Consider the following 14,447-nt stretch of genomic DNA (forward strand, 5'->3'; position numbering starts at 1 on the left):
TAATAGTAGGCTTTTTAATTAGAAGCTATTTCCCGCTTTCTCTACTCGCTTTTATTGCCGAAAAAAATGGCAATAAAGAGCTCAAACATACCGTTCAATCAGGGCTAAACTTGTTTGCCAACTAATTATTTGTAATTTATACAGTATAGTTTTAAAGCAAGAAATCTAATATTTTATAAATACCAAAACCTAAAATCATTCCTATTAACATCCAATAAAAACGTTGTTTTTTGTCTGTTTTTACAATTCGCTTATCTAACAATTCTTCATTATTTTTCAATTCAAGTATAATTTCTTTTTTATCGAATTGTTTATAATTTGATTCTAATGTTAAATCGCTATATTTTAGTTTTACTTTATGCTTAATTCCAGAAAAAGAGAACTTCTTAGATATTATTTTTCCATTTAACAAAACACTTTCAACTCCAAAGAAAGAATTTAAAAACTCAATTTTATTAGATTCTATATTAAATTCAGCGTATTTCATTTTTAGTTAGAGTTATTAGTTTTTATTCAAATTTAGATAAAATACTTGCCGCCAAAGCAACAAACTCTTCATTTGTTAATTTTACTTTTTGATTAAATTGCATGTCTGCCATTGCATTTGTTGGCACTAAATGTACGTGTACATGAGGCACTTCTAAACCAATAACACTCATACAAACTCTTTTACAAGAAACTGCTTTTTCTAAAGCTTCTGCAACTCGGTAAGAGAAATCCATCAAACTTAAGTAATCTTCTTTAGACAAATCGAATAATTTGTTTTCTTCCTTTTTAGGCACTACCAATGTGTGTCCTTTTGCATTTGGGTTGATATCTAAAAAAGCAATATAATTATCGTCTTCTGCTACTTTGTAACAAGGAATTTCTCCTTCTATTATTTTTGTGAAAATGCTCATTTTGTTTATTGAATTGATTTATAAATTAGATCTCAACTGCGCTCGATCTTACAAACAGTAGTAAAGGTAAAAAAAGAATTCGGGTTCTAGCAATGCTAAAACCCGAATTTATAATTTAATATGCTATAAGAATGCTACTAACTTACAAATAAGTCTAGCCCTGATTAACTCCGCTTTAATATTACTTTGAGTCATTGAATGCTTCGCATTTGAAACAGCATCCTTTTTTTGTTTTTCTCAAAAAAAAAGATAGTCTTTCGACTCCGCTCAAGATAAATTCCAAGCAGGAAACAGCTTATAAAAAAATTATCTAGAAATGTTTACAATTTCGAATTTCATAATTCCGTTTGGTACTTTAATTTCTGCAACATCACCAACTTCTTTACCTAACAAACCTTTACCTATTGGTGAGTTTACAGACAATTTACCGTTTCTAACATCGGTTTCTGAGTCTGCAACCAACGTGTAAGAAAACTCCATTTTGTTAGCTATATTTTTTATTTTAACGATAGAGTGAATCAATACTTTAGACGTATCTAATTGAGATTCATCTATAATTCTTGCACTAGAAATAACGTTCTTTAACTTGGCAATTTTAAATTCTAAGTGAGATTGTTCTTCTTTTGCAGCATGATATTCTGCATTTTCACTTAAATCTCCCTTATCTCGTGCATCTGCAATTTCTGTAGTTACTCTTGGGCGCTCAACTTGCTCTAGTTGCACCAATTCATCTTTCAATTTCTTTAATCCTTCTGCTGAATAATAAGATATCTCGCTCATTTTTTTTTATTTTAATTTCTAACCTCAATTTAATAACTTCTTAATTTTATTAAAAACAAGTTGCTTTTACACTAAAAAAACCCAACACGGGTTTATATTAAAAAATCCCATTGCCCTAACAGGAATGAGATTGAATAACAAATATACAAAATATTTGTAACTTGCGAACGTTTTAAATAAAATGAAACTTTTGTATGATTAAAAAAATAGTATTATTCTGCTGCTTTATGATTGTTATGTCATGCTCAGATAACACCCAAATTAATGATTGTTTTTTAGATGTAAACGTCTCTGAAGTTTTAAATACGAGGCTTCCATCTTACCAATTATTAACTATTAATGGTACTAGCAAAACATATTCAATTGGTGGTAGGCAAATACATATTATTAGAAATAATGCTTCAGATTTTATAGCTTTTGATTTAGAATGTCCGGATAGAAACTGCAATGCACCCTTAGATATCATTACAAATGCGCCAATTATAACTTGTACTTGCCATGATAGAAATTATAATTATTTACAAGGTGGTAAACTAATTGGAGAAGAAGGTTGTGGCATGCTAATGTACACTGTTAACCTAATTGGGAGCGACGGGGTTCAAATAAGAAATTAAAATTGTAGATTAGTTAAATTGAGTTGCTTATTTTTGCCTAAACACAACAATTCTCAACGTGAAAAACTATTATTCTTCAGATTTTAAATTAGGCGTTCTTGGTGGAGGTCAATTAGGTAGAATGCTTTTAGCAGAAACTCAAAAATTAGACATTCATACTTCTATTTTAGAAACGAATAAAAATGCACCTTGTGCCGAAATTTGCAACACGTTTATGGTTGGAGATTTATTAGATTTTGATGCCGTTTACAACTTTGGTAAAACCGTAGATGTTTTAACTATTGAAATTGAAAATGTAAACTTAGATGCTTTAGACAAACTAGAGGATGAAGGTTTAACCATTTTTCCGAAACCGAAAGATTTACGCATTATTCAAAATAAAGCAAGACAAAAGAATTTTTATGTAGACCATGAAATTCCTACTGCAGAGTTTTCTCATTTTGCACATTCTACAGAGATTAAACATTCTTATGAAAATAATACGATAGATTTTCCTTTTGTTTGGAAAGCTGCTCGTTTTGGTTATGATGGTAATGGTGTTAAAATTGTTAGAAATATAGAGGATTTAGAATCCTTACCAAATGTTGAATGTATTACTGAAAAACTGATTCCATTTAAAAATGAATTGGCAGTAATTGTTGCAAGAAATGCAGATGGTGCAGTAAAAACCTACCCGGTTGTAGAAATGGAATTTCATCCAGAAGCAAACCAAGTAGAATATGTTATCTGTCCTGCAAGAATAGATGCTCAAGTAGCAGAAAAAGCGAGAGAAATAGCTTTAAAAGTAGTGAGCGATTTAGATTTTGTTGGTTTATTGGCGGTAGAAATGTTTCAGACAGTAGATGATAAAATCTTGGTAAATGAAGTAGCACCAAGACCTCATAATTCTGGACATTATTCTATAGAGGCAAGTTATACCAATCAATTTGAGCAACACATTCGCTCAATCTTAAATCTTCCGTTAGGAAATACAGATAGTAAAGTTGCCGGAATTATGGTGAATTTAGTAGGTGAAGAAGGTTTTTCTGGTGATGTAATTTATGAAAACATAGAAGAAATTCTAAAAATTGACGGAGTTACGCCACATATTTATGGAAAAAAAGAAACACGTCCGTTTAGAAAAATGGGACATGTTACTATTGTAAATAAAGATATTGAAGTTGCTAGAAAAGTAGCACAAGAAGTAAAAGAGACTCTTAGAGTGATTAGTAAAAATAATTAACAGTAAACAATATATCAGTTATCAATGATAACTGATAATTGATAATTGAAAAAATATGGTAGGAATAATAATGGGAAGTGATTCTGATCTTCCAATAATGCAAGAAGCAATTGACATTCTAGAGAGTTTTGATATTAAAATAGAAGTAGATATTGTGTCTGCTCACAGAACTCCAGAAAAATTAGTTGACTATTCTAAAAACGCACACAAAAGAGGTATAAAAGTAATTATTGCAGGTGCAGGTGGCGCAGCGCATTTACCAGGAATGGTAGCTTCTATGAGTCCGTTGCCAATAATTGGGGTTCCTGTAAAAAGCAGAAATTCTATTGATGGTTGGGATTCTGTTTTATCAATTTTACAAATGCCAGGTGGCGTACCAGTTGCAACCGTTGCTTTAGATGGTGCAAAAAATGCAGGTATTTTAGCAGCACAAATTATTGGTGCTTCAGACGAGCTTGTTTTAAATAAAATTATTGCTTACAAAGAAGAGTTGAAACTGAAAGTTGAACAAGCTTCTGCAAGAGTTAGAAAATAATTCTTTTTAAAATAAAAAAAACTCAGAATTTCTATAAATTCTGAGTTTTTTTTATGCCTCTAAAATAAACTAATTTGCAATTAATATTTTTTTATTCAAGCTGCTACTATCTTTCAATTTTACTTTTACAACATAAAACCCAGGTGACAAATTAGAAGTGTTTTTTTGCTGACTTCCTTTATAAGAAGCTACTTTTCTTCCCTGAACATTAAACAAAGAAACCTCATCAATATCATCTTTACTATTATTGTATATTACTATTAATTCTTTTCCAGCATCGAGATACACAGAAAGTTCTTTGGCTTCAATCTCAATAGATTCTTTACTTAGTGTTTTTAATTTGCTTTTAGAATAAACTACTTTAAATCTGGTATTATTTTCACCAACAGCATCAATAATAAAATCATATTCTGCTTGCTTTAAATCTACAGTTATTTCTTTTTCTGTATCTACCAAATAAATATTATAGCCTTCTTCTATTTGCTCTTCTTGAATACCTATAGAGTAATCCCCCATTTCATCTGCCACATACCCTACTCTAATTATTTTAGTATCCTCTTTTAAAACAGGTAAACCTTGTATGGTTGCCTTGTATACATCTTCTACAAATGAGTAAAAGCCCATAGATTTTTTCTCTACATCAAAAGGAGCATCATACAACCGATCAAAACTCTCTGTTGCTCCTTCTAAGAAACCTATTAATATTGTTTTTGTAATATCATTATGATTAAAAGTAAACCAAGAACGACCTTTCTTTTTTACATTACCATCATTATTAGTACTACTTCTAAGAAATTTTGTATTTAAACCAGCAACCTGATGTGTTGTTTTAAAGGTAATTTTTAAATTAGGGTTTGCACTTGTTGTTTTTATAAAAAAACCTTGCCCCGAACCTATAACACTATTTACTGAAGGAATTGAACCACCCGTTGAATTGTACTCTACATAATCTGCTTCTCTATTTTCACCTACATGAACCGAATTTTGATCCCAAAGGTACATCGTTCCCTCTATTTCAGTATTATCCGGATCTGCAACAACTAACTCCCAATCTATCGCTGCAGCATATGGGTTTCCAACTAAATTATCACCCTTTATAGACCACGCAGTTCCATCAAAATCTGTTCCTGCTAAATTTGAGGTATTGTAAATATCTACTTCTATATCACCTTTATTAATATTCCCTATAAAAGTTCTTAATTGTCCTCCCGTACTTTCATTACGAACAGCGTAGCCAATACCTGCATTAAAATCTGAAGTACCTGTAGAAACCCAATCTGAATTTGCAGCAGCAGCATCGAATTTATAAATAAGTGAAGCATCTGAAAAAACGGTTGCAATATTAGAGTCCGTACTAATTACAGGAGAACTCCAATATGAATAAAACTTATTACTGGCATAAGTTGGCGTAACTTTTTGAATATTAAACGTACCTGTACTTACAACTACATCTTTCTCTCTTAAAATTAAACTAGCATCATCTAAAACAGTAATAGTACCATTATTTGTTAAATCATAAGAAACTTCCATCGTTCCGCCTGCATTAACGGTTATACTAGCTCCAGTATCAACTATTAAATCCCCTACAACAATATGGGTTGCTATTTCTGGATAATTACTAGAAACTTGTATTTGTGCACTTTCTTTTTTTAATGAATTTGGTACAATACCACCAACCCAATTAGCCCCCGTATTCCAATCTACCGTAGCAGCTGTAGCACTCCAAATAATAGTTGAAACAGAAGAAACGGTCGCTTCAGAGGTAGTTGAATTGTCATTATTTAAATATGAAAAAGTATCTCCATCTAAGATAGCAACTAAGTCATCTGTACCTACAGTTGTTATAATGTCTGCTTTATAAGCATCTATTTCTGTAGGAGTTCTAACTCTATTCCAAAGCCTAAATCCCCATAAATATCCTTTAAAATAATTAGTCCCTGAATAACTTGTTAAAGCTGCTGATGTATAGAAATACTCAGAATTTAATTGACTCACCCAAGTTGCTGTGGGGCTAGGCAACCTAACATCTGCATCTTTATAGCCAAGTCTAACAGTGTTATGAGGTCCAAATTCATATCCCGAATTTTCACCAATTAAAGTACCATCTAAATAAAATTTTAAAGCAGTATTTTCATTAGCTCCCATAAGATTTGTAGTAGTATTAGCAGCTAAAGCATTATCTAAAACCATGGCAACATGATACCACGTACCTGCAGAAATAGCTTTTCTTAAAAAAGTACCTTCCCATCGTGGTGTATAATCGGCTCTATTATAGCCTCCAATAATTAAATATCCATTTTCTATATAAACAACAATTGCTCTTGTACCAGCCCCTTCTTTCATAATAAATTGCCTAGAAGTAACTGCATCTGCTTTAAACCATGTCTCGTAAGTTCTGTTGTTAGTTGTTGTACTATTAATGTTTGTTATATTAGTATTCGTAGCACCACCTACATTTATAAAATCATCTACACCATCAAAATAAAAGCCATCATTAGCTGTCTGTCCATAACTAAAACAAGTAATTAAAATTATTATTAAATTAATAAATACATTTTTCATAATTAGGGGATATTAAATATTCATCTAAAGGTAACTCTAAAGCAAACCTTAATTTGTAAAATCTCGATAAAGTTAATAGTTTCTTTGGTAAATGGAAGTTTTTATAAGGATATTAACTATAAAATTGATAGAATTTCTATCTTTGAACTATATACAAAGAACCTATGAATCCACTTTTACAAGATTTTAATACGCCTCCTTTTTCTAAAATTTCTAATGATGATTACAAACCTGCAATTAAAAAAGGGATTGAAATTGCAAAAGCAGAAATCGATGAAATTATAAACAATTCTGAGGCTCCAACTTTTGAAAACACAACAGTTGCTTTAGATTTTTCTGGTGAAAAACTGAATAAAATTACTAGTGTTTTTTTCAATTTGAATTCTGCGGAAACCAATGATGAGATTCAGAAAATAGCACAAGAAGTTTCTCCTTGGTTAAGTGAGTTTAGTAATGATATTACTTTAAATGAGGAATTATTTAAAAGAGTAAAATCTGTTTTTGATGCTAAAGAAAATTTAGATTTAACCACAGAACAAACCATGCTTTTAGAGAAGCAATATAAAAGTTTTGCTAGAAATGGTGCTAATTTAAAGGAAGACAATAAAATTAAACTACGTGAAATTGATGCGCAACTTTCTAAATTATCTTTAAAATTCGGAGAAAATGTATTAGCAGAAACGCATGCTTTCGAAATGCATTTAACGGATGAAAAAGATGTAGCTGGTTTGCCAGAAAGCGAAAAAGAAGCAGCCAAAGAAGTAGCAAAATCTAGAGATAAAGAAGGGTATGTTTTCACTTTAGACTACCCAAGTTACATTCCTTTTTTAACGTATGCAGACAACAGAGAATTACGTAAAGAAATGGCTATTGCTGCTGGTAAAAAAGGATTTCAGGATAATGAATTTAATAACGAACAAGTTGTTTTAGATATTGTTAATCTTCGTCAGAAAAGGGCTAATTTATTAGGTTATAAAACACATGCTCATTTTGTTTTAGAAGAAAGAATGGCAGAAACGCCAGAAAAAGTAATCGAATTTTCTAACAACCTTTTAGAAAAAGCAAAACCTGCTGCTTTAAAAGAATTTGAAAATTTAGAAAACTTTGCTAAGAAATTAGACGGAATAGATCAACTTCAAAAATGGGATGGTTCTTACTATTCAGAAAAACTGAAGAAAGAATTATTCGATTTAGATCAAGAAGCTTTAAAACCTTATTTTAAATTAGAAAATGTAATTGATGGTGTTTTTGAAATTGCCAGCAGATTGTATGATTTAAAGTTTGAAGAAATAAATAACATCGACAAATACCACGAAGATGTTAAAACATATAATGTAACAGATGCAGACGGAAATTTTGTATCGCATTTTTATGCTGATTTTCATCCTAGAAAAGGAAAAAGAAATGGTGCGTGGATGACAAGTTACAAATCGCAACAAATTAAAAACGGAATTAACGAAAGACCACAGGTTTCTATTGTTTGTAACTTTACCAAACCAACCGCAACCAAACCGTCTTTATTAACGTTTAATGAGGTTACCACCTTATTTCATGAATTTGGACATGCGTTACACGGAATGTTAGCAAACACCACTTATAACAGCTTATCTGGAACGTCTGTTTCTTGGGATTTTGTAGAATTACCAAGTCAGGTTTTAGAGAACTGGTGTTTCGAAAAAGAAGCATTAGAATTGTTTGCAAAGCATTACGAAACCGGAGAAGTTATTCCGATGAAATATGTAGAGAAAATTAAAGAATCTGCTAGTTTCCATGAGGGAATGCAAACATTGCGTCAGCTTAGTTTTGGTCTTTTAGATATGCAATGGCATGGACAAGATCCATCAGAAATAAAATCTATCAAAGAGTTTGAAAATACAGCTTTTGAAGATACAAAATTATATCCTGATGTTGCAGAAAACTGCATGAGTACTGCTTTTTCTCATATTTTTCAAGGAGGATATTCAGCCGGATATTACTCTTACAAATGGGCAGAAGTTTTAGATGCAGATGCTTTTGAATATTTCTTAGAAGAAGGGATTTTTAATAAAGAAGTAGCTACAAAATTTAAAGACAACGTACTTTCTAAAGGAGGAACAGAAAAACCTATGGAATTGTACAAACGTTTTAGAGGAAAAGAACCAAAACCAGATGCACTTTTAAGAAGAGCAGGGTTAATTTAATATTTAGTTTTCAGTCGCAGTATTCAGTTATTTACATACTGAAAACTGCGACTGAATATTTTTACTTTCTATCTTTTTGTATTTAACAACAAGTTGTTAATATAACACATACATTTTACGAACTTCCTTAAAAAAGGTCAAGTCATTTTGCCAACTTAATTGTATTTCTTCAGACGATAAACCTGCTTCAATTTGCTGTTGTAATTCTTTTGTACCTGCTAGCTTTAAAAAGAATTTATTAAAAAACTTTTCTTTATCAGCTGTTTGCGCATAAGATTCTATAAGCCACTCTAAATTTAAACTGCTTAATTTTTTATAAGTACGTAAATCTCTACCAAAACAAACTTCACCTTCGTGCTTTGGATGTTTTGCCCCAAAATTAGGTTGTGGTGTAAAACTAAAATCAAAAGAATCTTTTGCTAAAAATGGCGAACCAAAAATTTGAAATTGCATTTCTGTACCTCTACCTGCACTTACATTTGTCCCTTCAAAAAAACATAAACTAGGATACAAATTAATAGATTGTGCATTTGGTAAGTTTGGTGATGGTAAAATTGGTAAATCGTACTCAGAATTATGTGTGTAATTTTTTAAAGGAATTACTGTTAAATCACATTGAATTCCGTTTTCTAACCATTTTTCACCATTAATCATTTTTCCATACTCACCAATTGTCATTCCGTACACCGTAGGAACTGGATGCATTCCTACAAAGCTTTTTGCTTCTTCTTTTAACATCGGTCCATCTATATAATGGCCGTTAGGATTAGGACGATCTAGCACAATAAGCGGAATATTTAACTCCGCACAAACCTCCATAACATTATGCAAAGTAGAAATATAAGTATAGAAACGCACACCAACATCTTGTATATCGAACAACATAACATCTAAACCTTTTAAATGCTCATGAGATGGTTTTCTATTTGTGCCATATAAAGAAATAATTGGTAAACCTGTGGTCGCATCAATACCATCCTCTACATGTTCTCCTGCATCTGCCTTCCCTCTAAAACCATGTTCTGGAGCAAAGACTTTTGTGACATCCACACCTAAAGAAACTAAAGAATCTACCAAATGAACATTTGTATCACCTTTAAAGATAACACTTGTTTGGTTGGCAACAACCCCAACTTTTTTACCTTTTAATAAATCTAAGTATTCTACTGTTTGGTTAGCAGCAACAATAATTTTAACATCTTCTTTTACCTCAGTTAAATTAGTAATTTCAGTTTCCTTTTCTTTATTTGGCTTAGCACTGCAGGAAACTAAAACAAGAAATATTAGTATTATTAAATTTTTCATGATTGTAAATTATAAAGATGATTTTAAAATTTTTAATGTTGCTTGTTTTCCAGATTCATCAACAATTTTTAAGAAGTACACTCCATTTGAAAAATTAGAGATATCAATAGCTGTTTTTTGCAAACCGACTTCTTTAACTAATTCGCCTAAAGTATTATAAACTCCAATTTTAGCGAATTTTATATTTTTTTCATTTGAAATATGAATACTATTATTAGTAGGGTTAGGATATACAGATATGATGTCATTCAAATAAGAATTCACATTAGCAGTTGAGCCAAACTTAGTATTGATTAATTCCCAAAGCTCTGGTCTTGTTCCATCATAATTTAATGCCCAAATACCAACACCTCCTAAATTATTTTCTATTGCCAAATCGTATTTTTTTGAAATACTCAATTCATTATCTGCCCAAATCTGATTCCAATTTACACCATCATTCCAAGTATACCACGGAACCTCAAAATCACTGTTCCAAATCCAACCTCCATAAGCACTTGCATCTACAGAAGTATCTTTATATCTGGTTGATTTTACATGAGAAACTGTTGCTGACTCAGAAACATTGGTTTCAGTTTTCCAATGTTGACCATAATACGGAATTGCCATTACCAACTTTTCTGGATTGTCTGTAACAGGCACTTTATAAGTTCCTGTTTCTATAGTTCTTTTAACAAATCTTTTCCAAGAAGTATGATGAGTTAAAGGAGCTACTGGACCTGCATTAGCAGAAGATCCAGAAGTATAATCGTATGCCATTATAATTAAATAATCTACACTATCTACTAAATCATCCATAATCCAACCTCCCCAATTTACTGCCGGACCATCAAAAGAAACTTCTTTCCCTGGTAATTCTTGATGAATGTAAGCAGTTAAAGCAGCCATAAACGTGTTTAACTCAGCACCTCTATGCGCACTTGCTATTCCTTCAAAATCTATATTAACTCCATCTAAATTATACGTTTCAATTAAATTTTTAACATTGGTAAAAAAAATATTTTTCTTAGCCGTATTTGTAAACAACTCCCAAGCCACTGCATCTGCACCGTCTGCTCCACCAAAATTTACAACAGTCATTATCACTTTTGTACCTGCTGCATGTGCTGCATTAATCTCTGTAGTCCAAGGCCAACCTGGAGGTGTAGAAATAGCAGCATCTAATTGTACTCTAAAATCAAAACAAGCCAAATGCGTTAATAAATTATACTGAATATTATTGTGAGCGCCACTACTCTGCTCCCAGTAAGGTAAAAATCCAAAAACTTTTTTAGACAATGCTTTAGCACTTTTGCTTTGCAATGGAATAATTTCTGAAACAATTTTACCTGAACTTTTTTGATGTTTGGCAGAACCACCAAACTCTTCTGCTTGTAATTCATGAATTCCTTTCTTAATAATTTCTTGTGATAAAAGGCTATTACAAGAGAAAAAGACAAACAAGGAAAATACTGTGAAATGTAATAATTGTTTCATAATTCTTGGTTTTAAGTTTTAGTTTTTTACAATACAAATCTGTTTAAGTTATTTTTATTCTAAAATTTCAATTCCAGCACCTGCAATAAAATTTTCATTTAGCGATGCCGATAATTTCCCTTTTGTATCCTTATTCCCGATAATAATTTCTGCGGATACCTTTTGGGCTATATCTGTATTTTCATAAGAAATAATAGCTGCTTCTATATTTTCGAAGTCTAAGTTTTCTAGACTGTATTGACTTGCAAATACATCTAAAACAACCTTATTACTTTTTGCTATTTCTTCTATCTTTAATTTATCCTCATCCGATATTTTTTTAGTCAACCGGCTATTCAATCTATGGTAACTAACAATTACTTTATCATACGTTTTAAGTTTTATTAGCAATTCAGGCTGTTTTAAATCAGAAAAATCATCAACTTCTAAATGTGATTTTAAAGCGTTTAAAAAAGTAGCAGAACCTCCATCACCTAAACCTACAAATGCTATTTTTTTATTAGCATCCTTTTTAAGAGGAAGTATATTGTCATTCTTTAAAGCAGTAATGGCATCTATAAAAACAGCTTCATTTAAAACATCATTTGTATCATCATTTAAATCGCTGATAAGACTTTCTATTTCAATTGGTTTAAAATTATTTAAATCAACATCAAACTTAGACGCTAAAATCTTCTTTACAGAATGTGCCAATCTTTCTTCTGTCACCTCCTTATTATCATAAGCTTCTATAATTTTAGAAATTCCTTTAGAAACATCTTCCCCCATTAATAAAACATCATTCCCTGCTTTAAATGCCGCTAAATCTACATCACCAGGTTCTTTAAAAGTAGACACGCCTTTCATCTCTAATGCATCTGTAAATATTAACCCTTTAAATTGAAGTCTTTCCTTTAAAATATTGGTTACAATTTCGTGAGACAAAGAAGAAGGCAAACCATCGTTTTTTTCTAAACTTGGTACATTTAAGTGGCCAACCATAACACCTGCCATATTGTTTTTAAATAATTTTTTATACGGATACATTTCTACCGAATCTATTCGTTCTTTAGATAGCGTAACAGTTGGTAGCGTTTTATGAGAATCTTTATCGGTATCTCCATGTCCTGGAAAATGTTTTGCACACGCCAATACATTCTGACTCTGCATCCCTTCTGTATAAGCCAATGCTTTCTCTGTTACATTGTATTTATCCTCCGAAAAAGAACGCACACCAATTATTGGGTTTTTAGAATTTGTATTGATATCTACCACAGGAGCAAAATTTATATGAACACCTAAACGACTACAATGTTCGCCAATTTTCTCACCAACTTTCATTACCAAATCATTGTCTTGCACAGCACCCAATGTCATGTTATACGGAAACCTTGCTGTGCTATCTAAACGCATATTTAATCCCCATTCTGCATCCATTGCAATTAACAAAGGCACCTTAGAAGTAGCTTGATATAAGTTTGTTTGCTTTGCCTGCCTTACTGGTCCTCCTTGAAAAAACACCAACCCTCCAATACCGTGTTCTTTAATTATTTTATTAAGATCATCTGTATGCTGTTGGTCTTTATTAGAATAAGCTGCAATCATAAATAATTGCCCAACTCTTTCTTTTAAAGTCATTGTATTATAAATGCTATCTACCCATTTTGTTCGTTCTGTATTTTCTGATGATTTGTTTACAGTTTGTTTTTTATCGCAACTTAAAACAACGAATAATAAGACTAAGAGTGTAGGAATTAATTTTTTCATTTTTAGTAATTAAATTTTTATAAATATTTTATTTCTGTGTAATAGGTACACTAAACACCAGAAAAAGACAATATGAGCAATTGCAAAAAGAAGTGACCCATTCATATTTCCGGCAATAGGGACAAATATATCTTGATACAAATATTGTTTTGCTGATACTATTTCTCCTTTTGAATTGGTTATTTTTATTAAATAAATGATCGTTTTTGCATACAAACCAGAAAACACAAAAATGAATAAAGGATTTGTACCAAAATGTATAAATGGTTTAGACCACGTTGTATATTTTTTTTCGTCGATAATCCATATTAAAAATGCCAAAAATAGCATTGCCCATCCTGCGGAAAAGCAAACAAACGTACTTGACCAAAGCGATTTATTAATAGGAAATACAAAACCCCAAATGTAACCGAGCACAACAAGCCCAATTCCAAAGCTTAAAAGAGTTTTAATTTTAGTACTATTATCAGATCGTTTGCTTAAAACACCACCTGTTAGACTTCCAATAAGTACTGTTGCAATTGATGGTAACGTAGATAGTAATCCTTCCGGATCAAATGGGAAACCAAGTCCTTTCCAAATATGCTCTGGTCCAAATAAATACAAATCTATTTTACCTACTAAATTGGTTTGTGGACCATAAGGATTTTCAGGCATGAAGAAATATAAAATAGCCCAATAGCCAACTAAAATTAATACTGTTATATAGATTAGATTTCTTTTATTGAAGAACAAACAAAGAGTAGCACCAATACCATAGGCAATTGCTATTCTTTGTAATACCCCAAAATACCGAACCATTTCAAAATTAAATTTTGGGAATAAATTTAAAAACAATCCGATTACAAAAATTATTAAAGTTCTTTTAACAATCTTTTTGAGTGCCCTTTTATACTCATTTTCTCTAAAGTTTTTAAAAGCATAATGTATGGACACCCCCACAATAAATAAAAAGAAAGGAAAAACAGCATCCGTTGGTGTAAAACCATGCCATTTTGCATGTAACAATGGCCAATAAACATAAGACCAACTCCCTGGTGTATTCACCAAAATCATGGAAGCAATTGTAATACCTCTCAGAACATCTAATGCTATTAATCTTTCTTTTAATGCCATTTTTATAGAAAA

At 31.3% G+C, this 14,447-nt stretch carries 12 protein-coding genes; 4 read left to right on the forward strand and 8 right to left on the reverse strand.

The features are described 5' to 3' along the window. Positions 1-151 precede the first annotated feature (151 nt). The 3 genes from GQS57_RS16025 to greA form a co-directional block, all read right to left on the reverse strand. Complete coding sequence (locus GQS57_RS16025; RefSeq protein ID WP_165733874.1) at positions 152-487, reverse strand: hypothetical protein; 336 nt, start codon at positions 485-487, stop codon at positions 152-154. A gap of 22 nt (positions 488-509) precedes the next feature. Then, the gene (locus GQS57_RS16030) at positions 510-899 is read right to left on the reverse strand and encodes an HIT family protein (protein ID WP_165733875.1); all 390 of its coding nucleotides are present in this window, start codon (positions 897-899) and stop codon (positions 510-512) included. Between the two features lie 306 nt (positions 900-1,205). After that, the gene (greA, locus tag GQS57_RS16035) at positions 1,206-1,679 is read right to left on the reverse strand and encodes a transcription elongation factor GreA (protein WP_165733876.1); all 474 of its coding nucleotides are present in this window, start codon (positions 1,677-1,679) and stop codon (positions 1,206-1,208) included. 194 nt (positions 1,680-1,873) lie between these two features. On the opposite strand from greA, the gene GQS57_RS16040 reads away from it, so the two are divergent. The 3 genes from GQS57_RS16040 to purE are packed head-to-tail and all read left to right on the forward strand — an operon-like array spanning position 1,874 to position 4,050. Further along, entirely contained in the window at positions 1,874-2,293 is a 420-nt protein-coding gene (locus GQS57_RS16040; protein ID WP_165733877.1) for a Rieske 2Fe-2S domain-containing protein, read from the forward strand. A gap of 58 nt (positions 2,294-2,351) precedes the next feature. After that, positions 2,352-3,515, forward strand: coding sequence for a 5-(carboxyamino)imidazole ribonucleotide synthase (locus GQS57_RS16045; RefSeq protein ID WP_165733878.1), 1,164 nt, complete (start codon positions 2,352-2,354; stop codon positions 3,513-3,515). 55 nt (positions 3,516-3,570) lie between these two features. Then, the gene (purE, locus tag GQS57_RS16050) at positions 3,571-4,050 is read left to right on the forward strand and encodes a 5-(carboxyamino)imidazole ribonucleotide mutase (RefSeq protein ID WP_165733879.1); all 480 of its coding nucleotides are present in this window, start codon (positions 3,571-3,573) and stop codon (positions 4,048-4,050) included. A 69-nt stretch (positions 4,051-4,119) separates the two neighbouring features. Here purE and GQS57_RS16055 read toward each other — a convergent pair whose 3' ends face one another. Further along, positions 4,120-6,612 carry a LamG-like jellyroll fold domain-containing protein gene (locus GQS57_RS16055; protein WP_165733880.1) on the reverse strand — a complete coding sequence of 831 codons (2,493 nt, stop codon included), beginning with the start codon at positions 6,610-6,612 and terminating at the stop codon, positions 4,120-4,122. A 164-nt stretch (positions 6,613-6,776) separates the two neighbouring features. Between GQS57_RS16055 and GQS57_RS16060 the strand changes: the two genes are divergently transcribed. Continuing rightward, on the forward strand, positions 6,777-8,792 hold the full coding sequence (locus GQS57_RS16060; RefSeq protein WP_165733881.1) for a M3 family metallopeptidase: 2,016 nt from the start codon (positions 6,777-6,779) through the stop codon (positions 8,790-8,792). A gap of 96 nt (positions 8,793-8,888) precedes the next feature. Here the strand turns inward: GQS57_RS16060 and GQS57_RS16065 are convergent, their stop codons facing one another. The 4 genes from GQS57_RS16065 to GQS57_RS16080 are packed head-to-tail and all read right to left on the reverse strand — an operon-like array spanning position 8,889 to position 14,435. Further along, complete coding sequence (locus GQS57_RS16065) at positions 8,889-10,097, reverse strand: exo-beta-N-acetylmuramidase NamZ domain-containing protein (protein WP_165733882.1); 1,209 nt, start codon at positions 10,095-10,097, stop codon at positions 8,889-8,891. Positions 10,098-10,106: 9 nt separating this feature from the next. Then, on the reverse strand, positions 10,107-11,573 hold the full coding sequence (locus tag GQS57_RS16070; protein WP_165733883.1) for a glycosyl hydrolase family 18 protein: 1,467 nt from the start codon (positions 11,571-11,573) through the stop codon (positions 10,107-10,109). A 54-nt stretch (positions 11,574-11,627) separates the two neighbouring features. Next, the gene (locus GQS57_RS16075) at positions 11,628-13,319 is read right to left on the reverse strand and encodes a glycoside hydrolase family 3 protein (RefSeq protein ID WP_165733884.1); all 1,692 of its coding nucleotides are present in this window, start codon (positions 13,317-13,319) and stop codon (positions 11,628-11,630) included. A gap of 9 nt (positions 13,320-13,328) precedes the next feature. Further along, entirely contained in the window at positions 13,329-14,435 is a 1,107-nt protein-coding gene (locus GQS57_RS16080) for an acyltransferase family protein (protein WP_165733885.1), read from the reverse strand. Between the last annotated feature and the right edge of the window lie 12 nt (positions 14,436-14,447).

Source organism: Polaribacter sp. 20A6, assembly GCF_011378915.1.
In the GTDB taxonomy this organism is placed as follows: Bacteria; Bacteroidota; Bacteroidia; order Flavobacteriales; family Flavobacteriaceae; genus Polaribacter; species Polaribacter sejongensis.

Bases quoted from the DNA above. Each gene is read 5' to 3' on its own strand.
- GQS57_RS16055 (WP_165733880.1), bottom strand. From the start codon at position 6,612: ATGAAAAATGTATTTATTAATTTAATAATAATTTTAATTACTTGTTTT.
- GQS57_RS16075 (WP_165733884.1), bottom strand. From the start codon at position 13,319: ATGAAAAAATTAATTCCTACACTCTTAGTCTTATTATTCGTTGTTTTA.
- GQS57_RS16060 (WP_165733881.1), top strand. From the start codon at position 6,777: ATGAATCCACTTTTACAAGATTTTAATACGCCTCCTTTTTCTAAAATT.
- purE (WP_165733879.1), top strand. From the start codon at position 3,571: ATGGTAGGAATAATAATGGGAAGTGATTCTGATCTTCCAATAATGCAA.
- GQS57_RS16080 (WP_165733885.1), bottom strand. From the start codon at position 14,435: ATGGCATTAAAAGAAAGATTAATAGCATTAGATGTTCTGAGAGGTATT.
- GQS57_RS16040 (WP_165733877.1), top strand. From the start codon at position 1,874: ATGATTAAAAAAATAGTATTATTCTGCTGCTTTATGATTGTTATGTCA.
- greA (WP_165733876.1), bottom strand. From the start codon at position 1,679: ATGAGCGAGATATCTTATTATTCAGCAGAAGGATTAAAGAAATTGAAA.
- GQS57_RS16025 (WP_165733874.1), bottom strand. From the start codon at position 487: ATGAAATACGCTGAATTTAATATAGAATCTAATAAAATTGAGTTTTTA.
- GQS57_RS16030 (WP_165733875.1), bottom strand. From the start codon at position 899: ATGAGCATTTTCACAAAAATAATAGAAGGAGAAATTCCTTGTTACAAA.
- GQS57_RS16070 (WP_165733883.1), bottom strand. From the start codon at position 11,573: ATGAAACAATTATTACATTTCACAGTATTTTCCTTGTTTGTCTTTTTC.
- GQS57_RS16065 (WP_165733882.1), bottom strand. From the start codon at position 10,097: ATGAAAAATTTAATAATACTAATATTTCTTGTTTTAGTTTCCTGCAGT.